We start from the raw sequence: 22,466 nt of genomic DNA on the forward strand, positions 1-22,466 counted from the left end.
CATGAACAGAACGCCCCTGCTGATCGTCGCGCTGTCGCCCGCACTGGCGCTGGCCCAGTCGCCCAGCCGCATCGACGAGGTGCTTGTCTACCCCGGCGGCGCCCAGGTCACGCGGCTGGCCACGGTGGCGGCCGGCGCGCGCGAGCTGGTGCTGAACTGCCTGTCGGCCCGCTTCGATGCGGACTCGCTGCAGATCGACGCGCCGGCCGGCGTCAACCTCGGCCCGGTGCAGTTGGAGACGCTGCCGCGCGAGCGCGTGCCCGAGTGCGCGCACAGCCCGCTGGACGACAACCTGCGCAAGCTGGAGGGCCAGCGCGACGGGCTGGTCGCCGAGTCGAGCGCGCTGGACACCAGCCTGGGCTACCTCAAGGCGCTGGGCTCGGGCGAGGCGAGGTCGACGCCGGCCAACGGCATCGCCGCCACGGCCGACAGCATCCGCAAGACGGCGCAGGACGCCCTGCTGCGGCAGGCCGCCATCCGCCGCCAGCTGGAGGAGCTGGACAAGCAGATCGCCCCGCTGCAGGGCGAACGCGAGCGGCTGACGCAGGCCAACCCGCAATGGCGCAGCCTGCGCCTGCGGCTGTCCACGGCGCGCGAGGCCGAACTGAAGCTGAGCTACCGCGTGACGCAGGCCGGCTGGGCGCCGAGCTACCGCGCGCTGCTGGACACGGCCACCGGCGCGCTGGCGCTGGAGCGCCTGGCCCAGGTGTCGCAGCAGAGCGGCGAGGACTGGAAGAACGTCAAGCTGCGCCTGTCCACCGCGCAGGTGGCGCAGAAGGTCGGGCAGACACTGCCGTGGCCGTGGCAGCTGAACATCCAGCCGCCGACACCGCCCGCCGTGGCCGACGCGCGCAGGCTCTATGCGCCGGCACCGGCGCCGGCGGCCATGGCCGTGATGGCAGAAGGCTCGCGAGTGCGCGAACCCGAACAGGAGCGCTTCGACCTCAGCGTCTTCCAGGGCAGCTACGCCACCGAGTTCGTGCTGCCGCTGCGCGTCACCATCGACAGCGGCACGCAGCGCGCCAGCCTGGCGCTGGGCGGCGAGAAGCTGCAGGCCAGGGTGATTGCCCGCGTGCAGCCGCAAAGCGAGGCGGCGGCCTATGTCGTCGCCGACTTGGCGCGACCCGCTGGGGCCTGGCCACGCGGCGCCGTGCAACTGGTGCGCGACGGCGCGCTGGTCGGCAGCAGCACGCTCAACGTCGCCACCGGCGACGAGCGGCTGGAACTCCCCTTCGGCCGCGACGACGCCGTGCGCGTACAGATCGAACCCGAGCAGCGCAACGCCGGCAACACCGGCTTCATCGGCGCGCGGGCCGAGCACAAGTACGGCCGCGCGTGGGTCGTCGAGAACCGGCACACGACCGGGTCGTTGACGCTGCAACTCGTCGAAGCCGCGCCGGTGTCGCAGCATGAGGACATCAAGGTGCAGGCCCAGTTCAGCCCCACGCCGACGACCCAGGCCTGGCGCAAGCAGCCGGGGCTGGTGCTGTGGGAGCTGCCGCTGGCAGCAGGGCAGAGCCAGCGGTTCACGGCCGACTATGTGATCAGCGCGCCGAAGGAGGCGCAGGTGACGGGGTTGAGGTGAGGTTGCGCTGGTCTGCCGCCAAGGCCCATGCCGGGATTTCTCCCCGGCGGGGCCTCACGCGGACGGCAAGTGCCCGATCAGCAGGATGCGTTGGGGTTCACTGAGTTCACCCCAAGCTGCCGAGCTTCAGCCACCTGCCGGGCGCAGCGGCGGCGACGGCGGCGTGTTGGCGTTGTCCATGTCCGACACGATCAACCAGCGCCCGTCCGCGCCGCGCCGCAGCACCAGCGTGAACTTGCCGAAATCCGGGCGGTCGGCCGATGGCCCCCAGTTGCCGATGACGTAGGCCAGTTCGCCCGACGCGCCGTAGGCAATGGGCCGCAGGCTCAACGGTGAACCGGCGCCTTGCGAATAGGCCTTGCGGATGCTTTGTGCGCCCTGCGCCGCCGGTTGCCCGCTGGGCAGGGCCATGCCGTCTGCCGTGAACAGCTGCGACAGTGCCACCGGATCATTGGCCTGCCAGGCGCGGGCATAGTCCTGCAGCACTCGCGCGATGTCTGGCGGCAGCGCCACGGTGGGCAGGGGCTGGGCCCAGGTGCTGGCGCCGAGTGCGGCACAGAGGACGACGACTGCAGCGAGACGGTGCTTGTTCATGAGGGGCGGGCGTTATGGGACGCGTGCGTACCGCGAAGGCTGCGCGCCGGCCGACGCGCGGCCTCGATCATCTCCGCTGCACACCAGGCGGGCATGTGCCGCCGGTCACGCCGTTCAGCCCCTCACCTCACCCTGCCCCAGCACCACCCACTTCATCGACGTGAGCCCCTCCAGGCCCACCGGTCCGCGGGCGTGGAACTTGTCGGTGGAGATGCCGATCTCGGCGCCCAGGCCGTACTCGAAGCCGTCGGCGAACCGGGTGCTGGCGTTGACCATCACGCTGGCGGAGTCGACCTCGCGCAGGAAGCGCATCGCGTTCGGGTGATGGGTCGTCAGGATCGCGTCGGTGTGGTGCGAGCCGTAGCGGTTGATGTGGGCGATGGCTTCGTCCAGCGAGTCCACGACCTTGATGCTGATGACGGGCGCGAGGTACTCGGTGGACCAGTCCTCTTGCGTCGCCGCCACGGCCTGCGGGACCAGCGCGCGCGTGCGGCCGCAGCCGCGCATCTCCACGCCCTTGGCCGCGAACACCTCGGCGATGCGCGGCAGGAAGCCCCGCGCCTGCGCCGCATGCACCAGCAGCGACTCGGTCGCGTTGCAGGGGCTGTACTTCTGCGTCTTGGCGTTGTCGACGACCTTGACCGCGAGGTCCAGGTCCACCTCGGCATCCACATAGCTGTGGCAGTTGCCGTCCAGGTGCTTGATGACGGGCACTTTGGCCTCAGCCGAGATGCGCTCGATCAGCCCCTTGCCGCCGCGCGGGATGATGACGTCCACCCACTGCGGCTGGCTGATCAGCAGGCCTACGGCGGCGCGGTCGGTCGTGTTGACGAGTTGCACCGCCGTGCGCGGCAGGCCGGCTTCCTCCAGTGCCGCGCCAACGATCTCGGACAACGCGAGGTTGGAGTGGATGGCCTCGGAGCCACCGCGCAGGATGCAGGCGTTGCCGCTCTTGATGGCCAGCGACGCGGCCTCGATGGTCACGTTGGGGCGGCTCTCGTAGATCATGCCGAACACGCCCAGCGGCACGCGCATCTGCCCCACGCTGATGCCGCTGGGGCGGCGCTTCACGCCGGTGATCTCGCCGATGGGGTCGGGCATGGCGGCGATCTGCTCGCAACCCTCGGCCACGGTGGCCAGCGTCTTGGCGTCGAGCTTGAGGCGGTCGCGCAGCGGGCCGCTGAGCTCGCGGGCGCCGGCCAGGTCGCGCGCGTTGGCCTCGGCGAGCGCCGGGCCGGCGTCGCGCAGGCGGCGCGCCAGCGCCAGCAGCGCGGCGTTCTTGGCGGCAGTCGGCGCGGCGGCCATCTGCGTGGCGGCGGCGCGGGCGGCGCGGCCGAGGTCGTCCATGTAACTGGCGAGAGCGGTGGTCGGCGACATGGCCGGATTTTCGCCGACGCCGTCACCCGCGCCTGCGGGCCAGCCATCGCCGCTCGACGCGCCCGGTTCGCGCGCCCCGAAAGCGCGGCGGCTCAGCCGGCCTGCAGCTTGTGCAGCTCGGCGGCCCAGTCCACCCAATGCGCCCGCACGGCCTGGCGCTCGGCCGCGCTCAGGCCGTTCAGCGTCTTCAGCAGCGTGGCGACGATCTGGTCGTGGTACGCCTGCTCGGCCGGCATGGGCTGCGTGTTGCGCATCAGCAGCGCCGTGCCGGTGGCGTAGTCCTGCCGTGCCCAGGCCTGCAGGGCGTTGATGGTCTGAGCCTGGCGCGCCACGCGGGCCTGCGCCAGCGCGGGGATGTCCGTCTTCCACGCCACCGCATCGGCGCGCGCCTGGCGCTTGGTGCCGCGCGTCAGGCCGTCGCCCAGCCAGCGCTCCAGCTGTTGCACGTACTTGTCGGCACGTTCGTCCGGGCCGTCGTCGCCGGACTGCTTCTCGCGCCATTCGGCCAGCTTCTTGTCGAAGCGTTTCTGCAGGTGCTGCCACTGCGCGGGCTGCAGGCCGGCCAGCAGCGGCGCGGCCAGCGGCGCGGCCTGCTGCAGGCTGCGCTCCATGCTGGCGCGTGCGCCACGCTCCAGCGCCGCCAGTTCGTCGGGCGTCACGCCACCTTCCAGCGCGCCCTGCGCCTGGCGCAGCAGCGCCACGACCTGAGGCAACTCCTCGCGGCGGTGCCAGGCCTGCCAGGCCTGCAGTTGCTGCTTCAACAGCCGGCTCTGGTTGCGGTCCAGGTCCAGATAGCCGTCCACCCAGAAGCCTGCCAGCGTGGGCAGCTGGTTGTAGGCCAGCGTCAGGCTGGAGCAGCCTGCGAGCACGACGAGGCAAGCTGCCGCGGCGAAGGCCATGAATCGTTGGATCAACCGCATGACCCCGATGGTGCCAAAGCCGGCCGCGAACCCCTGTCCGCCAAAGCCTTCATCTCACGTCGGACATCCGGTAAGGCGGCCGGGCGCCGGGGCCAATGCGCATGATCGCGACGGCTTGCTGCACGTTGGGCACGCCACGTGCCAACGCCTGCAGCGCGGCGGCCTGCGCGGCGCTTTCGACACAGCCCTCCAGGTAGACGACCCGCCCCTGCACGGTGAGCCACAGGCTGCTCGGGTGCAGTGCAGCCGCGCCCGAAAGCACGCCGCGCAACGCGGCCGCGATGCCGGCGTCATAGCGGTAGGCGTTGGGCTCGCTGCACTCGCCCTGGAGCCAGCAGCTGGTGCCACGCTCGGCCCGGTGGTGGGCCTGCGCGCGGGCCTCGGCGGCCGTGGTGCGCGGGCCCAGCGGCTCGGGGCAGCCGGCAATGTCCGACGACAACGCCTCGAAGGGGTCGTTGAAACGGTTCAGCGGCAGGTCGTCGGCACTGGCGCCTGCGAGCAGCAGTGCGATGAGCAGCGTGTTCACGGCGGGCAGGCCGTGCGCTGCATCGGGAAGTCGATGCCGCGCTCCCGGCCGCCCACGCGGCCCTCGATGCGCGCCGTCAGCCGGTCCGCGGCGTCGCGGCGGTACCGCACGCGCTGCGGGAAGTCGTGCCCGGCGTTCTCGAACACGGCCTCGGCCTCACCCTGGCGCAGCAGCGCGAACTCGGTCGGCGGGCGGCCCTGGGGCTGGGCGATGAAGGTCAGCCGGCCCGCGGCATCGGCGCGGATCTGCATGAACTCGAACTCGGTGGCGCGACCGTTCTTCAGCGTGCGCGCCATGCCCAGCATCAGCCCGCCGGCCGGTGCCGTCCATTGCTCCACCGAGCCGGCCTCGCGCCCCTGCTGCACCCAGCAGCCGGCCAGCCAGGCCACGGGCGCGAACGGGTCGGCCTGCGCCTGCGCGAACGGCGAACAGGCAGCGAGCAGCAAGGTGAACCAGCGCTTCATGCCGTCCATTCTGGTCGGGCCGGTTATGGTGTGAGCCCGCGCAAACCCTGCCACTGCCGCCCGTGCCCCACAAGGAACTGCCGCACAGCCTCAAGCTGATCACGATCTGGCTGCTGGTGACGCTCGTGCTCTTCCTCGGCTTCCAGGCCTGGGAGCATCAACGGGCGGCCAGCCGGTTCCAGCTGGCGGGCGGTGCCATCGTGCTGTCGCGCGGCGATGATGGCCATTTCCACTGGCCCGGCCGGGTCGGCAACGTCGCCGTGGACTTCCTGGTCGACACCGGCGCCACGGTCACGGCGCTGCCGCAGGGGCTGGCCGAGCGCGCCGGCCTCAAGCCGCTGGGTGCCGTGCGCACGCAGACGGCCAATGGCGCCGCCCGCGGCTTCATCGCCCGGGCCGACATCACGCTGGACGGCGGCGTGCGGGCCGACCAGCTGACCGTGACCGTGCTGCCCGACCTGGCCGCGCCGCTGCTGGGCATGGACGTGCTGGGCCGCCTGCACTTCAGCCAGAAGCCCGGCCAACTCCGCATCGAACCCAGCCCATGATCCGCACCGTCCTCGCATTCAGCGCTGCGCTGCTGGTCGGCAGCGCCCTGGCCGCCTGCCCGCCCGCGCCGGCCGCCCCCACGACCGAGCAGGCCACGCGCTGGGCCGCGCAGGCCCCCGACCGCGGCCTGCTGTGGCGCATCAGCCGCGATGGGCACAGCAGCTACCTGTTCGGCAGCCTGCACATCGGCAAGGCCGACTGGGCCTATCCCGGCCCGGCGCTGCGCGCGGCGTGGGACGCGACCGAGGTGCTGGCCGTGGAGCTGGACCCGGCCGATGTGGGCCCCGCGCTCGCCGCCATGAAACAGGGCGAACCGCTGCCGCCGCCGCTGGCCCGCCGCGTGCAGGCGCAAGCGCGCGCGGCCTGCCTGCCAGCCGGCGCGTTGAGCGCGCTGCCGACCATGCTGCAGCTGTCCACGCTGATGCTGATGGAAGCGCGGCGCGACGGCTTCGACGCCGGCCACGGGCAGGACCTGATGCTGCTCGCCCGCGCCAAGGCCGAGGGCCGGCCGGTGCAGTCGCTGGAAAGCGTGGAGGAGCAGCTGGCCGCGCTGCTCCCTCAGGATGCCGAGCTGCCGTCGGTCGTCGACGGCACGCTGAAGCAGCTGCAGCGCGGCCAGGTGCGGGCACCGATGCGCCGGCTGGCCGACACCTGGTCGCGCGGCGACCTGAAGGCGCTGGCCGACTACCCGCGCTGGTGCGGCTGCACCGGCACGCCGGCCGAGCGCGCCTGGCTCAAGCGCGTCAACGACGACCGCAACGGCAACCTGGCCGACCGCATCGCCGCGCTGCACGGGGCCGGCCAGCGGCTGCTGGTGGCCGTGGGCGCGCTGCACATGAGCGGACCACAGGCGCTGCCGCGGCTGCTGGCGGAGCGGGGTTTCGACGTGCAGCTGCTGGTGCCCAACAAGTAGGATGGCGGCGCGGCCCGCTGGGTCTGCACAGGAGACAAGACATGACCGACAACAGCTTCACCAAGTTCGTGCCCGGTTTCGAATTCCTGCAAGGCCTCGTGAAAAACGCCGGCTCGGCGCTGCCCGGCATCGGCCAATGGGTGGCGCCCACGCTGAACCCGGAGGAACTGTCCAAGCGCATCGAGGAGCTGCGCACCGTGCAGTTCTGGCTGGAGCAGAACGCGCGCATGCTGGCCGTCACCATCCAGGCACTGGAGGTGCAGCGCATGACGCTGTCCACGCTGCAATCCATGAACGTGCCGCTGGCGGACCTGCGCGACAGCCTGAAGCTGCCGGCCAGCGCGGAGGGCGCGGCCTGGCCCGCCATCCCGCCGGAGATCCTGGCCGCTGCGGCCCCCATGGCCCAGGCCGCCGCCAAGACGGCGGTGAAGACGGCCGCCCATGCCGTGAAGACCGCGGGGGACGCGGCCAAGGCCGCCAAAGCCGCTGCGACACCGGCCGCCGCCCCGACCGCAGCCATCGACCCCACGCAATGGTGGACGGCGCTGAGCCAGCAGTTCACGCAACTCGCTGCGTCGGCCATGAAGGACACGGCGACCGACGCGGCCAAGAACCTGGCCGGCAACCTCGTCAAGCAGAGCTTCGACGCCGCCAGCGACACGCTGCGCCGCGCGGCCACGGTGCCCGGCGCGGTGGTCGGCAGCGTCGCCAAGGGCCTGGCCGCCGGGTCGGCCAAGCCGGCCGCCAAGCGGGCGACCCAGGCCGGCGCCGCCCAACCCGCGGCCCGCACGGCCGCCAAGCCGCGCCCCACCCCAACCCGCCGCAAGCCTTGAACGCCCCCATCGACCTCGCCACCCGCCGCGCTGCGCTCGTCGCGGCGCTGGCACCTCTGCTGCCGGCGCATGCGCTGCTGCACCATGCCGAGCAGACCACGCCCTACGAGTGCGACGGCCTCAGCGCCTACCGCCAGCGCCCGCTGGCCGTGGCGCTGCCGGAGACCGAAGAGCAGGTCGCCGCCGTGCTGAAGGCCTGCCACCGGCTGGGCTTCCCGGTCGTCGCACGCGGCGCCGGCACGGGCCTGTCCGGCGGCGCGCTGCCGCACGAGGTGGGCCTGACGCTGGCGCTGGCCAAGTTCAACAAGATCATCAACCTCGACCCGCTGGCCCGCACGGCGCGCGTGCAGTGCGGCGTGCGCAACCTCGCCATCAGCGAGGCTGCGGCGCCCCTGGGCCTGTACTACGCACCCGACCCGAGCAGCCAGATCGCCTGCACCATCGGCGGCAACGTCGCCGAGAACAGCGGCGGCGTGCACTGCCTGAAGTACGGCCTGACGCTGCACAACGTGCTGCGCGTGCGCGGCTTCACGGTGGCGGGCGAGCCCGTCGAGTTCGGCAGCGAGGCGCTGGACGCGCCGGGGCTGGACCTGCTGTCGCTGGTGGTCGGCAGCGAAGGCATGCTGGCCGTCGTCACCGAGGTCACCGTCAAGCTGGTGCCCAAGCCGCAGCTGGCGCGCTGCATCATGGCCAGCTTCGACGACGTGCGCAAAGCCGGCGACGCGGTCGCGGCCATCATCGCGGCCGGCATCATCCCGGCCGGGCTGGAGATGATGGACAAGCCGATGACGGCGGCCGTGGAAGACTTCGTGCACGCCGGCTATGACCTGAGCGCCGAGGCCATCCTGCTGTGCGAGAGCGACGGCACGCCGGAGGAGGTGGCCGAGGAGGTCGAGCGCATGGAGGCGGTGCTGCAGGCGCACGGCGCGACGCGCTGCCAGGTGAGTGCCGACGAGGCGCAGCGCCTGAAGTTCTGGAGTGGCCGCAAGAACGCCTTCCCGGCGAGTGGCCGCATCAGCCCGGACTACATGTGCATGGACTCCACCATCCCGCGCAAGCACCTGGCCACCATCCTGCTCGACATCCAGCAGATGGAGAAGAAGTACGGCCTGCGCTGCGCCAACGTCTTCCACGCGGGCGACGGCAACCTGCACCCGCTGATCCTGTTCGACGCCAACGACCCCGACCAGCTGCACCGCTGCGAGCAGTTCGGCGCCGAGATCCTGCAGCGCAGCGTGGCGCTGGGCGGCACGATCAGCGGCGAGCACGGCGTGGGCATCGAGAAGCTCGACTCCATGTGCGTGCAGTTCAGCGCCGACGAGCTGGCGCAGATGCTGTCATTGAAGCGCGCCTTCGACCCCGACGGCACGCTGAACCCGGGCAAGCAGATCCCGAGCCTGAGCCGTTGCGCCGAGTACGGCCGCATGCATGTCAAGCGCGGCCTGCTGGCATTCCCTGAGCTGGAGCGGTTTTGAAGTTCGACGACCTGCAAGCGCGTTTGCGTGACGCACGCGCCCCGCTGCGCTTCACCGGCCACGGCAGCAAGGATTTCTACGGCGAGACGCCCACTGGCGAGGTGCTGTCGACGCTGTCACTGAACGGCGTCACCGCCTATGAACCCAGCGAGCTGTTCGTCAGCGCGCTGGCCGGCACGCCGCTGGCCGACGTGGAGGCGCTGCTGGCGCAGCACCACCAGCGCTTCGCGTTCGAGCCGCCGCGTTTTCCGGGCGGTTCGGGCGGCCAGGGCACGGTCGGCGGCATGGTCGCGGCCGGCCTGTCCGGCCCCAGCCGCGCCGCGCTGGGCTCGGTGCGCGACCACGTGCTGGGCGCCGTCGTCATCAACGGCAACGGCGAGCTGCTGCACTTCGGCGGCACCGTCATGAAGAACGTTGCCGGCTTCGACGTCAGCCGCGCGATGGCCGGCTCGCTGGGCCAGCTGGGTCTCATCACCGAGGTCACGCTGAAGGTGCTGCCGCTGCCCGCCGCGACCGCCACGCTGCGCTTCGAGTTCGACCAGGCGACAGCGCTGATGGCGCTGAACCGCTGGGGCGGCGAGCCGCTGCCCATCGAGGCCAGTGCCTGGTGGGACGGCGCGCTGCTGCTGCGCCTGGCCGGCGCGAACGCGGCGGTGGGCGCCGCGGCACGCAAGCTGGGCGGTGACGTCATCCCCAACGACATGGCCGCGCCGTTCTGGACCGGCCTGCGCGACCAGGCCGACGAGTTTTTCGTGGGCGCCGAGCGCGCGGTGGCCGGCGGGGCACGGCTGTGGCGGCTGAGCCTGCCCAGCACGACGCCGGAGCTGAAGCTGCACGGCGAGCAGCTCATCGAATGGGGCGGCGCGCAGCGCTGGGTCGTCACGCCGCTGGAGCCGGCCGCCGTGCGCGAGGCGGCCGCCAGTGTGGGCGGTCATGCGACGCTGTTCCGCGCGCTGGACAAGGGCTGCGGCGTGTTCACGCCGCTCAGCGCGCCGCTGGCCGCCATCCACCGGCGCCTGAAAGCCAGCTTCGACCCGCACGGCGTCTTCAACCCCGGCCGCCTTTATCCCAACCTCTGATGCAGACCACGCTTGCCCCCGAATTCGCCGGCACCCGCGACGGCACCGATGCCGAGGCCATCCTGCGGCGCTGCGTGCACTGCGGCTTCTGCACGGCCACCTGCCCGACGTATCAACTGCTGGGCGACGAACTGGACGGACCGCGCGGCCGCATCTACCTGATCAAGCAGGTGATGGAAGGCGCCACGCCCACGCGCGAGACGCAGCTGCACCTGGACCGCTGCCTGACCTGCCGCAACTGCGAGACGACCTGCCCGTCGGGCGTCGAGTACGGGCGCCTCGTGGACATCGGCCGGCGTGTCGTCGATGCCAAGGTCGAGCGCCCGGCCGGTGAGCGCCGCGTGCGCTGGCTGCTGAAGGAGGGGCTGACGTCGCCCCTGTTCAAGCCGGCGATGAAGCTGGGCCAGATGTTCCGGCCGCTGGTGCCGGCGTCGCTGAAGGACAAGGTGCCCGCCAAGCCGCCCGCCACCGCGCACGACTGGCCGACGCGCCAGCTCAACCGCAAGGTGGCGCTGCTGCTGGGCTGCGTACAGCCGGCCATGCTGCCCAACATCAACAGCGCGACGGCGCGGGTGCTGGACGCGGCCGGCATCCAGACCGTGGTGGCCGACGGCGCCGGCTGCTGCGGCGCGATCCGCGAGCACCTGGGCGACCGCGACGCGGCGCTGGGCGAGATGCGCCGCAACATCGACGCCTGGTGGCCGCTGGTGTCGGGCCGCGGCGAGCGCGTGGAAGCGCTGGTGATGAACGCCTCCGGCTGCGGCGCGATGGTGAAGGACTACGGCCATGCGCTGGCGCACGACCCGGCCTACGCCGACAAGGCGCAGCGCATCAGCGAGATGACGAAGGACCTGAGCGAGTTGCTGCCCGACCTGGTGCCGGCGCTGAAGCCGCGCCTGAAGGCCCGCGCCGGCTCGCTGGCCTACCACCCGCCCTGCACGCTGCAGCATGCGCAAAAGCTCAAGGGCGGCGTCGAGTCGTCGCTGCGCGAGCTGGGTTTCCAGATCGCCTGCGCGCCCACCGACAGCCACCTGTGCTGCGGCTCGGCGGGCACGTACTCGGTGCTGCAGCCCGAGCTGTCGCACCAGCTGCGCGACCGCAAGCTCGCCGCGCTGGCGCCGCTGCAGGCCACGCAGATCGTGTCGGCCAACATCGGCTGCATCCAGCACCTGCAAAGCGGCACCGCGACGCCCGTGCGGCACTGGGTGGAGGTGCTGGACGATGCGCTGCGCGGCGTGGGCATGGCGGGCTGACCTGCCAACGGGTCAACCGCGCGTCACCGAGCCGGCACGGCGAACCGGTAGTCCAGCCCGACGACGATGTTGTTGGCGCTGTAGCGCCCGCCGCCGCTGCTGCGGGCCTCGATGCGGCCGCCGCTCAGGCTCACCGCGAGGCGGTCGTCCAGCACGTAACGCACGCCAGCGCCGGCCTTGCCGCCCTTGCCATGCACGTTGGCGCCCGCCAGCAGCTGCCCGAAGGCCTGCACGCGCTCGCCGGGCGCCAGGTGCGTCTGCACACCCACGCCCGCGAAGATCTCGGCATAGCCCGGGTAGCCCAGGTAGGACGTGTAGGCCGCCGACGCCTGCAGCGGCAGGTACCAGCGGTCGCTGACCGGCATGTCGATCTGCAGGCCCAGCATGTGCAGCGCCGGCCGGTCCACGTCGCGGTAGCGCAGTTGCGCGTCGGTCTGGTGCAGCAATGTGATGCGCAGCCCTTCGTAGAGGGCCGGCCCGGCGCTGTCGTCGCCTTGCCCGGAGCGCAGGTGGCGCGTCAGCGTCAGGCCATACGTCGGGTTGCGGGAGCTGCCCTTGGGCGCGGTGAGGTAGCCCGCCGAGACCGCCAAGCCGAGGTCCCGGGTCAGGCCGTACTCGGCCGAGAGCCTGGGATAGACCAGCAGGCCGGGCCCGGTGTCGATCTGCTCGGGGGCGTAGCCGCCCGATCCCACGCCCAGTTGCGCGTAGAGCCGCCAGGCAGGCGCGGGCCGCCAGCGCCAGCCCAGGCCGCCCGTGAGCTGGTTGTACGTCGGCAGGCCGCTGTACGCGCTGGCGAAGTTGGCGAACCAGTACAAGTCCGCCGCGAGGAAGTGCGAGAACTGGAACTCGCCCGTGCGCACCGTGCCCTGGTAGCTGCCCTTGGCGTTGAGCTGGCGGTAGTTGTCGAGCGAGAAACTCAGCATGGTTTCGCCCATCTCGCGGGCGGCGCGCTGGTCGTCTGCCGGCGACAGCGGCTGGCCGCGGGTTGCATACGAGCCGCTGAGGTAGCTGAACGGGATGTCCAGGAAGACGTTGAGCTGGCTGTTGTCGATCAGCGAGCGGCGGAACTTCAGCCTGGACACGCCGGCGCCGACCGTGAAGTCGCCGGCGTCGTAGCCCAGCGCCAGTTGCCCGCGCACGAAGCTGCCCGTGCCGGACAACTGCTTGGCATGCTCGGGGCTGCGCCCGCCGGCACCGCCGCCCGCTGACAGGGCCGCCAGCGCCACGACGGGGCCGCCGAGGCGCAGCCGACCCTGAACGCCCACGCTGGCGCCCATGAAGCCGCCGTACCGCCCGGAGACGAGCGGCGCCAGCAACCCGGCGCCGACGGAGATGCCGTCGGCCACCGGCATGTAGACGTGAAAGCCCATCAGGTCGATGGGGCTGTCGCCCGGCACGCGAACGGTCTGGTAATCCAGCATCAGCCGGGCGTCGTTGCGCTGCAGACTCGACGTCTCGGTCGGCGCCGCATCCGGCACCGGCGCGCCTTGGCAGGGCAGCGCCAGGGCGCCGGCAGCCAGCATCGCCAGAGCAGCGTGCGCGCGGGGCCGCCAAGGCGTCTTCAAAGAGGCACGAGATGGCTGCACTTCACATCCTCCAGCGCAGCGTCGCTGCCACGGTTCTTCTTGTCGTCGGACGGACCTCGACCGCACAGGATCGAGCGCGGCTGGAGGACGAAGCCCTCCACGCGGGCGAATCGGCCCACAGAGCTCAGGTCCGGAAGGTCGACACGAGCTTGACCAGCTCGTCGGCCTGGCTCTTCAGGCTCTCCGCCGCGGCGGCGCTTTCCTCGACCAGTGCGGCGTTCTGCTGCGTGGCCTGGTCCATCTGCGTGATGGCCTGGCCGACCTGGGCGACGCCAGTGCTCTGTTCGCGGCTGGCCGAGCTGATCTCGCGCACGATCTGGGCGACCCGGTCGATGGAGGCCACGATCTGCTCCATCGTCTCGCCGGCACGGTTCACGAGCACGGCGCCCTGCTCCACACGCTCGACGCTGTCGCCGATCAGGCCCTTGATCTCGCGCGCCGCCCCGGCGCTGCGCTGGGCCAGCATGCGCACCTCGGCCGCGACGACCGCGAAGCCGCGGCCCTGCTCGCCGGCCCGCGCGGCCTCGACGGCCGCGTTCAGCGCCAGGATGTTGGTCTGGAAGGCGATGGCGTCGATGGTGCCGATGATGTCGGCGATCTTGCGCGAGCTTTCCTCGATGCCGCGCATGCGCTGCACCGCCTCGCCGACGACGTCACCGCCCTGGCGTGCGACGGCGCTGGCACTGTGCGCCAGCTTGTCGGCCTCGCCGGCGTTGTCGGCATTGAGCTTCACGGTGGCCGACAGTTCTTCCATCGACGCGGCGGTCTGCTGCAGCGCGCTGGCCTGTTGCTCGGTGCGTGACGACAGGTCATTGGCGCCCATCGAGATCTCGGAGCTGGCCGTGGCCACGCCGGTCGCGTTATCGCGCACGCTGCCGACGAGGTGGCGCAGCGCCTTCTGCATACCCGACAGCGCCTGCGTGAGCTGCGCCGTCTCGTCGCTGCCGGTGCTGCTGATGTCGCGCGACAGGTCGCCCTGGCCGACCTGCTCGGCCTCGTGGATGGCACTGCGCAGCGGGCCGACGACCGAGCGCGTGATGAGCCAGGCCGCGGCAATGCCGATGCTCAGGCAGGCCACGGCCAAGCCCAGCATCAGCATCTGCGTGTGGCGCGAATCCTCCAGCACCTGGCCGGTCTCGGTGCGCACGCGTTCGGCCTGGAATTCGGCGAGGTGCGTGAGGGTGCCGACGTAGGCGTCGGCGGCCGGCCGCATCTTGGTTTCCAGCGTCTGCAGCGCCGCGTCGGATTCCCCGGCCTTGAGCTGCGCGAACACCTGGTTGCGGATGTCGACGTAGACCTTGCGGGACGCGGCGATCTCGGTGAGCAACGTCTTGCCCCGTGCGCTGTCGAGCACCCGGGTGAGCGCTTCCTGCAACTCGTTGATGCGGGCGCTGGTCGTCTTGATCGCCGGGGCGAAGAACTCGGCCACCGGACCCGCGCCGCCGGCGCGCGCGACCGCGTCGGTGCGGGTCACGTTGAGCAGCGTCTGCGTGCGCCAGTCCTGCGCCATGTCCTGCTGCCGCTGCAGCTCCATCAGCATGTCGATGTGCGGGCCGACGGCGCCGATCTGCCGGTAGCTCAAGCCCACCGCCACCGCGAGCAGCAACAGCACGAGGCCGAAGCCCAGACCCAGCCGGGTGCCTATCCTGAGGGATTGCATGTTCATCGCCTGCCTCCAAGCGTGTGCCGGCTCTGGCAGGAGCGCCGGCCGGCTTGTGCAGCCGACTCTAACCGCGTGGCAGCGATGTGACAGGGCAAAAAGTTGCGCCCGATGCACAACGAGCCTGGGGCCGTCGGGCGCCAGGCTCGCAGGAAGTCCGTCTTTGGGTTTCTTCCCACGTCGCGACGCGACATGGGCGTTGCCCGCGAACGGCCAGGCCGCTTCGCGGTGGGCTTACAGCCCAGCAGCCGCGCGCAGCGCCGCTGCCTTGTCGGTCCTTTCCCACGTGAACTCGGGCTCCTCGCGACCGAAGTGGCCGTAGGCCGCAGTCTTGGAGTAGATGGGGCGCAGCAGGTCCAGCATCTGGATGATGCCCTTGGGACGCAGGTCGAAGTGCTCGTTCACCAGCTTGGCGATCTGCTCGTCGGGGATGACGCCGGTGCCTTCGGTGTAGACGGTCACGTTCATCGGCCGGGCCACGCCGATGGCGTAGGCGACCTGGATCTGGCATTGACGCGCGATGCCGGCGGCGACGATGTTCTTGGCGACGTAACGGGCGGCGTAGGCGGCCGAGCGGTCGACCTTGGACGGGTCCTTGCCGCTGAACGCGCCACCGCCGTGCGGGCAGGCGCCGCCGTAGGTGTCGACGATGATCTTGCGGCCGGTCAGGCCGCAGTCGCCCTGCGGGCCGCCGATGACGAAGCGGCCGGTCGGGTTGATCAGGTACTTCGTGTCGGCGCTGATCCATTCCTTGGGCAGCACCGGCTTGATGAGTTCCTCGCGGATGGCCTCGTAGAACTCGTCCGTCATGCGGTCGCCGAGGGAATACTCAGGCGCATGCTGCGTGGACAGCACCACGGTATCGATGCTGTGCGGCTTGCCGTCCACATAGCGCATCGTCACCTGGCTCTTGGCGTCGGGGCGCAGGAACGGCAGGCGGCCATCCTTGCGCAACTGCGCCTGGCGCTCGACCAGCCGGTGGGCGTAGTAGATGGGCGCGGGCATCAGCTCGGGCGTCTCGTCGCAGGCATAGCCGAACATCAGGCCCTGGTCGCCGGCACCGGTGTTCAGGTGGTCGTCGGACGCGTGATCCACGCCCTGGGCGATGTCGTTGGACTGCTTGTCGTAGGCGACGAGCACGGCGCAGCCCTTGTAGTCGATGCCGTAGTCGGTGTTGTCGTAGCCGATGCGCTTGATGGTGTCGCGCGCGACCTGGATGTAGTCGACGTGGGCGTTGGTCGTGATCTCGCCGGCCAGCACCACGAGGCCCGTGTTGCACAGCGTCTCGGCGGCCACGCGGCTGCGCGGGTCCTGTTCGAAGATCGTGTCGAGGATGGCGTCGGAGATCTGGTCGGCCACCTTGTCGGGGTGTCCTTCGGAAACAGATTCAGACGTGAAGAGGAAATCGTTCGCCACTTTTAAACTCCGGTTGCTTGGTAGACGGCGTCGCCGTGGCTCCAGGAGGTGCGGCGAACGCTTTAGCGGGATTTATGAATCGCCCCGCAAGTAGTTCATTAACTCGGCGATACCCGAAGTATAGGAAACATGGGCTGGGTCTTTCACGGGCTGTCCAGGCTGCCACTGGCTGTTTTGCACGCTTTGGGCGCGGCGATGGGCTGGATCGTCTATGCGCTGTCGCCCGCCTACCGCCGCCGCTTCAAGGCCAACGTGGCGGGCGCCGGCATGCCGTGGGCCCTGGCGCGGCCGGCCATCGCGGCGGCCGGCCGCATGGCGGCGGAGCTGCCCTGGCTGTGGATCGCCCAGAAGGGCCGGCCGTTCGGCGCCCGGCTGCGCTGGGAGGGCGCGGAGCTGATCGCCGCCGCCCTGGCGGAGAAGCGCGGCCTGGTGCTGCTGACGCCGCACATGGGTTGCTTCGAGATCTGCGCACAGGCCATCGCCGAGCGCTTCACGACGCCCGAGGCGCCCATCACCGTGCTCTACCGCCCGGCCCGCCAGGCCGTCATGCGCGACGTGATGGCCGGCTCGCGCGAGCGCCCCGGCCTGGCGACGGCGCCGGCCTCGCTGGCCGGCGTGCGGCAGATGATCCGCGCACTGCGCCGCGGCGAGGCGATCGGCCTGCTGCCCGACCAGGTGCCGCCCGATGGGCTGGGCGTGTGGGCGCCGTTCTTCGGCCGGCCGGCCTACACGATGACGCTGGCGGCCCGCCTGGTGCAGCAGACGGGGGCGGCGCTGCTGCTGATCTGGGGCGAGCGCCTGCCCGGCGGCGAGGGGTTCGTCGTGCACGTGCTGCCGGCGCCGGCCATCGCCAAGGACGCCGCCGCCGAGGGCGCCGCCGCGACCATCAATGCCGCGATGGAAAGCCTGATCCGCCGCGCGCCGGGGCAATACCTGTGGGGCTATCACCGTTACAAGCAACCGCGCGGGCTGGACATCGGCGCGGCCCCGGATAATCCCGCCCCATGAGACTGCGGTTCACCAAGATGCAGGGCGCGGGCAACGACTTCGTCGTCATCGACGCGACCCGGCAGCCCTTCGCGCTGACGCCCGAGCAAATGCGGCGCCTGGGCGACCGCCGCTTCGGCGTGGGCTGCGACCAGATCCTGGTGATCGAGCCCAGCACCGACGCCGGCGCGGACTTCCGCTACCGCATCTTCAACAACACCGGCGACGAGGTGGAGCACTGCGGCAACGGCGCGCGCTGCTTCGTGCGCTTTGTCGTCGATGCCGGCCTGACGGACAAGCGCGAGATCCGCGTCGACACGATGAACCGCCGCCTGCTGCTGACGCTGCAGGACGACGGCCGCGTCACCGTGGACATGGGCCCGCCGGTGTTCGACCACGCCGCCCTGCCCTTCGACGCGCAGGGCCTGGTGCCGCGCGTCGTCAACGGCTTCGAGCTGTGGCCCGTCGAAGGCGCCGAGCTGGCCGTGCTGTCCATGGGCAACCCGCATGCGGTGCAGCGGGTGGACGACGTCGAGACCGCGCCCGTGCTCACGCAGGGCCCGCGGCTCGAACGCCACGCGCGCTTCGCGCGGCGCGTGAACGTCGGCTTCATGCAGATCCTGGCCCGCGACCGCATCGCGCTGCGCGTGTTCGAGCGCGATGCCGGTGAGACGCTGGCCTGCGGCACCGGCGCCTGCGCGGCCGTTGTCGCGGGCATACGCCTGGGCTGGCTGGATGCGGCCGTCGAGGTGCAGACCCGCGGCGGCCTGCTGCGCATCGAATGGGCCGGTGGCCAGAACGCGGTCTTGATGACCGGCCCGGCGACCCAAGTTTTTGACGGAGAGATCACGCTGTGAGTTCCAACCCGGCCGCTGACGCGGTGCAAGGCATCACCGAAACCGACATTGCCAACTACCTGGCGGCGACTCCCGGTTTCTTCGAGCGCCATTCGGCGCTGCTGGCCAGCGTGCAACTGCAGCACCCGCATGGCGCGCGCGCCGTGTCGCTGCAGGAGCGCCAGGCCGAGATGCTGCGCGACAAGATCAAGGGCCTGGAGTTGCGCATCATCGAGATGATCCGCAACGGCCAGGACAACGTGGCCATCGCCGACCGGCTGCACCGCTGGACGCTGGCCGTCATGCGTGCCGTGGGCACGCCCACCGAGCTGCCGCACGTGCTGCTGGCCGAGCTGCGCCACCACTTCCTGATCCCGCAGGCCGGGCTGCGGCTGTGGGGCGTCGCACCCGAGCACGGGTCGTCGGAGTTCGCGGCCTCCGTCAGCGCCGACGTGAAGAGCTTCGCGTCCAGCCTGAGCCAGCCCTATTGCGGCGTGAACTCCGGCTTCGAGGCCGCACGCTGGCTGGGCCTCAGCGAAAGCGGCGGCACGGCGACGTCGCTGGCGCTGATCCCGCTGAGCCAGGCCGGCGCCCACGACGGCAAGCCCTTCGGCCTGCTGGTGCTGGGCTCGCCGGACCCGACGCGCTACACGGCCGAGATGGGCACGGACTTCCTGAACCGCGTCGGCGAGATTGCCAGTGCGGGCCTGGCCGGACTGCTGGCCACGGCATGACCGAGCTGGCAGCGGACTTTCAGGAGTTCTTGCAGCACGCCCGCGTGCAGCAGCGCCTGAGTCCGCGCACGCTGCGCATCTACACGGACGGCCTCGAGCGCCTGCAGGCGCTGCTCGCCGATGCGGCCATCGATGCACGCGCGCTGAGCCTGGCGCAGGCACGGCGCCTCGCGGCGCTGCTGCATCGCGAAGGCCTGGGGCCGAAGTCCATCGCGCTGCTGCTGTCGGTGTGGCGCAGCGCCTACCGCTGGCTGGGCCTGCAGGGCCGCGTGGCGCTGAACCCGTTCGACGGCCTGCGCGCGCCCAAAGGTGCCAAGCCGCTGCCCAAGGCGCTGGGCGTGGACGACGCCGTGCAGCTGGCCAGCCACGTGCCGGACGAGATCGCCGACTCGCGGCTGGAAGCGCGTGACCGCGCGATGGTCGAGCTGCTGTATGGCGCCGGCCTGCGTTCGGCCGAGCTGATCGGCCTGGACGTGCAGGCCAGCGGCCATGCGGACGGCTGGGTCGACCTGCAATCCGCCGAGGTGCACGTGCTCGGCAAGGGCGGCAAGCGCCGCAGCACGCCGCTGGGCCGCGCGGCGGCCGACGCCTTGCAGGCCTGGCTGGCCGTGCGGCCGCAGCTCGCCGCGGCCGGCGAGGCGGCGCTGTTCGTCGGCGCCCGCGGCAAACGCGTGGCGGGCTCGACGCTGCGCGCCATGCTGGGCGCGCGCGCCATCGCCGCCGGCAGCCCCGCCCATGTGCACCCGCACATGCTGCGCCACAGCTTCGCCTCGCACCTGCTGCAGTCCAGCGGCGACCTGCGCGCGGTGCAGGAGCTGCTGGGCCACGCCCACATCACGACGACCCAGGTCTACACGCAGCTGGATCACCAGCACCTGGCTCGCATCTACGACGCCGCGCACCCGCGCGCCAAAAAGTGACCCGCCCATGACCCGCCGATTCGCCACGCTGCTGGCGCTGCTGCCCGCCTGTGCCTGGGCCACGCCCGATGACGCGCCGTTCGCGCGCGTCGAAACCATCCGCCCGGCGGCCGTGGAGGCCAACTGGACGAAGATGAAGATGCCCGACGGTGGCCACACGGCGTTCGCGTCGATCAGCTACCTGATGGCGCTCAACGACGACTGGGGCTTCGGCCCCGGCGTGTACGGCGCGGCCAAGGGCGACTACGGCGGCATCTTCACGGTCGGCTTCACGGGTCAGCGGCGCTGGCGGCTGTCCGGCAACACACACCTGGCGGCCAGCCTGTACGTGGGCGCGGGCGGCGGGCTGTCCACACCGGTGCTGCGCTTCGGCGGCGGGTTGATGCTGCGGCCCGAGCTGTCGCTGCGCACGGAGGCCGGCGCCTGGTATTCGGGCATCGGCATCTCGCAGATCCGCTTCCCGAGCGGCAACGTGAAGAGCGGCGTGGGCCTGGCGTTCACGCTGGGCCGCGCGATGGAATTCGGCAGCTTCTCGCCCGCCGACGCGGGCCTGCCCGGCCGTGCGGGCCGGCGCACGGGGCTGGGCTTCGACGAGATCGCGCTGACCGGCGGCTTCGAGAAGCCCCGCGCCTCCAGCCGCACGCGCAGCGGCACCCCCTACGCGGGCAAGGTCGGCAAGGCCGGCGCCGAGCTGCGCCAGTACATCGCCGAGGGCAGCTGGTGGGGCGTGGAGGCGGCGGGCGCGGCCAAGGGCGGCGTGGATGGCTACATGGAAGTGTTGGGCCAGATCGGCCAGGACTGGGCGCTGTTCGGCAGCCCTCGGCTGCGCGTGGGCGGCCAGTTGGGCGCGGGCCTGGGCGGCGGCGGCAATGTCGACAGCGGCAACGGCTGGCTGCTGCGCGCCGGGCCGACGCTGCGCTGGATCACGCCCTGGGGGCCGACCGTGCGGCTGGACGCCGGCTTCACCCACGCGCCCAGCGGCGCCTACTCGGCGCCCTATGCGCGCGCGGTGCTGGCGATGCCGCTGGACCGCACGCCCACGCTGATCGGCGACGACCCCGGCGGCGCCGTGCGCGTGCAGCAGCTGGGTGCCAGCGTGCTGCACCTGCCCCGCGTGCGCTTCAAGGACGGCCGCCAGGAGGCCGTCAGCCACCTGGCCGTCACCATGTCACGCGAGTTCTCGCCGCGCGTCTACGGCACGGCGCAGGCGGGCAGCGCGGCGGCCGGCAGCGCGGGGGCGTATTCCTTCGGCCTCTTCGGCCTGGGCGTGCAGAGCGACCCGCTGTGGGGCGACCTGCGCGTCGGTGCGGAATGGCTGGTCGGCGCGGCCGGCGGCGGCGGCGTGAAGGTGGGCGGCGGCGCGGTGACGCAGGCCGAACTGTGGGCGCAGTGGTCGCTCAGCGAGCGGCTGCGGCTGCGCGCCGGCGTCGGCGAGTTCCGCACGCTGCGCGGCAGCGACCAGTCCTCACCGCTGGCCCACCTCAGCGTCAGCTACGCCTTCGGGACGCTGCGCCGATGAAGAAGGTCACGATCCGCCCCGGCAAGGAGCGCTCGCTGCTCAAGCGCCACCCCTGGGTGTTCGAAAGCTCCGTCGCGCGCGGCGGCGGCGATGCGGGCGAGACCGTGCGCGTGGAATCCGCGGATGGCGTTTTCCTGTGCTGGGCCGCCTTCAGCCCGCAGTCGCAGATCCGGCTGCGGGCGTGGAGCTTCGACGAGGCGGAGCGCATCGATGCAGCGTTCTTCCGGCGCCGCATCGACCAGGCCGTGGCGATGCGTACGCGGCTGGCCATCGACTCCGACGCTTGGCGCCTGGTGCACGGCGAGGCGGACGGCCTGCCCGGCCTGATCGTGGACCGCTACGGCGACACGCTGGTGGCGCAGTTCGGCAGTGCCGGCGCCGAGCGCTGGAAAGACGCCATTGCCGACGCGCTGCTGGCCGCGACCGGCCTCTCCCGCCTGTACGAACGCTCCGACGCGCAGGCGCGCGAGTGGGAGGGGCTTCCCGTGCAGACCGGCTGGCTGCGTGGAGAAGGGGACACCGCGCTGACCATCCGCGAGCACGACTGGCGGCTGACGCTGGACGTCGCCGAGGGCCACAAGACCGGCTACTACCTCGATCAACGCGACAGCCGCCGCCGCTTCGCCGACGCGGTGAAGCAGTACGGCTGCCGGACGGTGCTGAACTGCTTCAGCTACACCGGCGGCTTCTCGGTGGCGGCGCTGGCGGGCGGCGCGACCGAGGTCATCAGCGTGGACTCCTCGGGCCCGGCGCTGGCACGCGCCACGGCGCACGTGGCGCTGAACGGCTTTGACGCCAGCCGCCACCAGGCCTGGGATGCCGACGTGAACGCGACGCTGCGCCAGTGCCTGAAGGACGGCCGACGCTTCGACGCCGTCGTGCTGGACCCGCCGAAGTTCGCGCCGACGGTGGCCCACGCCGAGCGCGCCGCGCGGGCCTACAAGGACATCAACCGGCTGGCCTTCATGCTGCTCAACGACGGCGGCCTGCTCTACACGTTCTCGTGCTCGGGGGGCATCGCGCCCGACCTGTTCCACAAGATCGTGGCCGGCGCCGGGCTGGATGCCGGCGTGGACGGCTGCATCGTCGAGCGCCTGTGCGCGGCGGCCGACCACCCGCAGACGGTGTGCTTCCCCGAAGGCGACTACCTCAAGGGCCTGGGCATCCTGCGTCGGTGACGCGCAAGGCCCGCAAGGCGTAACCGTTTTCACACCTGGCGGCACCCAGGTGTTGCCCTGCC

At 71.6% G+C, this 22,466-nt stretch carries 21 protein-coding genes; 13 read left to right on the forward strand and 8 right to left on the reverse strand.

What is annotated here, in order from left to right:
• Position 1 precedes the first annotated feature (1 nt).
• Positions 2-1,585 (forward strand): DUF4139 domain-containing protein, encoded by a 1,584-nt coding sequence (locus ACO07H_RS22800; RefSeq protein WP_422018439.1) that lies wholly within the window; start codon positions 2-4, stop codon positions 1,583-1,585.
• Between the two features lie 126 nt (positions 1,586-1,711).
• On the opposite strand, the gene ACO07H_RS22805 is transcribed toward ACO07H_RS22800, so the two are convergent.
• From ACO07H_RS22805 to ACO07H_RS22825, 5 genes are all read right to left on the reverse strand, one after another.
• Entirely contained in the window at positions 1,712-2,179 is a 468-nt protein-coding gene (locus ACO07H_RS22805; RefSeq protein ID WP_422018440.1) for a YybH family protein, read from the reverse strand.
• A 114-nt stretch (positions 2,180-2,293) separates the two neighbouring features.
• Complete coding sequence (locus ACO07H_RS22810) at positions 2,294-3,556, reverse strand: glutamate-5-semialdehyde dehydrogenase (protein WP_422018441.1); 1,263 nt, start codon at positions 3,554-3,556, stop codon at positions 2,294-2,296.
• Between the two features lie 92 nt (positions 3,557-3,648).
• Positions 3,649-4,476, reverse strand: coding sequence for a DUF6279 family lipoprotein (locus ACO07H_RS22815; RefSeq protein ID WP_422018442.1), 828 nt, complete (start codon positions 4,474-4,476; stop codon positions 3,649-3,651).
• Positions 4,477-4,525: 49 nt separating this feature from the next.
• Positions 4,526-5,002, reverse strand: a complete 477-nt coding sequence (locus tag ACO07H_RS22820; protein WP_422018443.1) for a BON domain-containing protein — start codon at positions 5,000-5,002, stop codon at positions 4,526-4,528.
• Positions 4,999-5,466, reverse strand: coding sequence for a DUF6265 family protein (locus tag ACO07H_RS22825; RefSeq protein ID WP_422018444.1), 468 nt, complete (start codon positions 5,464-5,466; stop codon positions 4,999-5,001). Before ACO07H_RS22825 ends, ACO07H_RS22820 begins: the two co-directional genes overlap by 4 nt.
• Positions 5,467-5,528: 62 nt before the next feature.
• On the opposite strand from ACO07H_RS22825, the gene ACO07H_RS22830 reads away from it, so the two are divergent.
• From ACO07H_RS22830 to glcF, 6 genes are read left to right on the forward strand one after another with little or no spacing between them, the layout of a single operon-like run.
• Entirely contained in the window at positions 5,529-6,014 is a 486-nt protein-coding gene (locus ACO07H_RS22830) for a retropepsin-like aspartic protease family protein (protein ID WP_422018445.1), read from the forward strand.
• Complete coding sequence (locus ACO07H_RS22835; RefSeq protein WP_422018446.1) at positions 6,011-6,928, forward strand: TraB/GumN family protein; 918 nt, start codon at positions 6,011-6,013, stop codon at positions 6,926-6,928. Before ACO07H_RS22830 ends, ACO07H_RS22835 begins: the two co-directional genes overlap by 4 nt.
• A 41-nt stretch (positions 6,929-6,969) precedes the next feature.
• Complete coding sequence (locus ACO07H_RS22840; RefSeq protein ID WP_422018447.1) at positions 6,970-7,761, forward strand: PhaM family polyhydroxyalkanoate granule multifunctional regulatory protein; 792 nt, start codon at positions 6,970-6,972, stop codon at positions 7,759-7,761.
• A complete protein-coding gene (locus tag ACO07H_RS22845) occupies positions 7,758-9,236 on the forward strand; it encodes an FAD-linked oxidase C-terminal domain-containing protein (RefSeq protein ID WP_422018448.1) in 1,479 nt (492 codons plus the stop codon). The genes ACO07H_RS22840 and ACO07H_RS22845 overlap by 4 nt, the downstream gene beginning before the upstream one ends.
• Positions 9,233-10,315 (forward strand): glycolate oxidase subunit GlcE, encoded by a 1,083-nt coding sequence (gene glcE / locus ACO07H_RS22850; RefSeq protein ID WP_422018449.1) that lies wholly within the window; start codon positions 9,233-9,235, stop codon positions 10,313-10,315. Before ACO07H_RS22845 ends, glcE begins: the two co-directional genes overlap by 4 nt.
• Positions 10,315-11,568: a glycolate oxidase subunit GlcF gene (glcF, locus tag ACO07H_RS22855; RefSeq protein ID WP_422018450.1), complete on the forward strand. Its 1,254-nt coding sequence runs from the start codon at positions 10,315-10,317 to the stop codon at positions 11,566-11,568. The genes glcE and glcF overlap by 1 nt, the downstream gene beginning before the upstream one ends.
• A gap of 23 nt (positions 11,569-11,591) precedes the next feature.
• Here glcF and ACO07H_RS22860 read toward each other — a convergent pair whose 3' ends face one another.
• From ACO07H_RS22860 to metK, 3 genes are all read right to left on the reverse strand, one after another.
• A complete protein-coding gene (locus ACO07H_RS22860; RefSeq protein WP_422018451.1) occupies positions 11,592-13,091 on the reverse strand; it encodes a hypothetical protein in 1,500 nt (499 codons plus the stop codon).
• A 187-nt stretch (positions 13,092-13,278) separates the two neighbouring features.
• The gene (locus ACO07H_RS22865) at positions 13,279-14,820 is read right to left on the reverse strand and encodes a methyl-accepting chemotaxis protein (protein ID WP_422018452.1); all 1,542 of its coding nucleotides are present in this window, start codon (positions 14,818-14,820) and stop codon (positions 13,279-13,281) included.
• A gap of 228 nt (positions 14,821-15,048) precedes the next feature.
• A complete protein-coding gene (gene metK, locus ACO07H_RS22870) occupies positions 15,049-16,230 on the reverse strand; it encodes a methionine adenosyltransferase (RefSeq protein WP_422018453.1) in 1,182 nt (393 codons plus the stop codon).
• Between the two features lie 129 nt (positions 16,231-16,359).
• Here metK and ACO07H_RS22875 point away from each other — a divergent pair, with 129 nt between their 5' ends.
• From ACO07H_RS22875 to ACO07H_RS22900, 6 genes are read left to right on the forward strand one after another with little or no spacing between them, the layout of a single operon-like run.
• Positions 16,360-17,238 carry a lysophospholipid acyltransferase family protein gene (locus ACO07H_RS22875; protein WP_422018454.1) on the forward strand — a complete coding sequence of 293 codons (879 nt, stop codon included), beginning with the start codon at positions 16,360-16,362 and terminating at the stop codon, positions 17,236-17,238.
• On the forward strand, positions 17,235-18,074 hold the full coding sequence (gene dapF / locus ACO07H_RS22880; protein WP_422018455.1) for a diaminopimelate epimerase: 840 nt from the start codon (positions 17,235-17,237) through the stop codon (positions 18,072-18,074). Before ACO07H_RS22875 ends, dapF begins: the two co-directional genes overlap by 4 nt.
• Positions 18,071-18,787: a DUF484 family protein gene (locus tag ACO07H_RS22885; RefSeq protein WP_422018456.1), complete on the forward strand. Its 717-nt coding sequence runs from the start codon at positions 18,071-18,073 to the stop codon at positions 18,785-18,787. Before dapF ends, ACO07H_RS22885 begins: the two co-directional genes overlap by 4 nt.
• Positions 18,784-19,707 carry a tyrosine recombinase XerC gene (locus tag ACO07H_RS22890; protein ID WP_422018457.1) on the forward strand — a complete coding sequence of 308 codons (924 nt, stop codon included), beginning with the start codon at positions 18,784-18,786 and terminating at the stop codon, positions 19,705-19,707. The genes ACO07H_RS22885 and ACO07H_RS22890 overlap by 4 nt, the downstream gene beginning before the upstream one ends.
• 7 nt (positions 19,708-19,714) lie before the next feature.
• Positions 19,715-21,226 carry a hypothetical protein gene (locus ACO07H_RS22895; protein ID WP_422018458.1) on the forward strand — a complete coding sequence of 504 codons (1,512 nt, stop codon included), beginning with the start codon at positions 19,715-19,717 and terminating at the stop codon, positions 21,224-21,226.
• Entirely contained in the window at positions 21,223-22,404 is a 1,182-nt protein-coding gene (locus tag ACO07H_RS22900; protein ID WP_422018459.1) for a class I SAM-dependent rRNA methyltransferase, read from the forward strand. Before ACO07H_RS22895 ends, ACO07H_RS22900 begins: the two co-directional genes overlap by 4 nt.
• Positions 22,405-22,466: the final 62 nt, after the last annotated feature.

It is taken from the genome of Roseateles sp. (assembly GCF_965229315.1).
GTDB lineage: Bacteria > Pseudomonadota > Gammaproteobacteria > Burkholderiales > Burkholderiaceae_C > Pelomonas.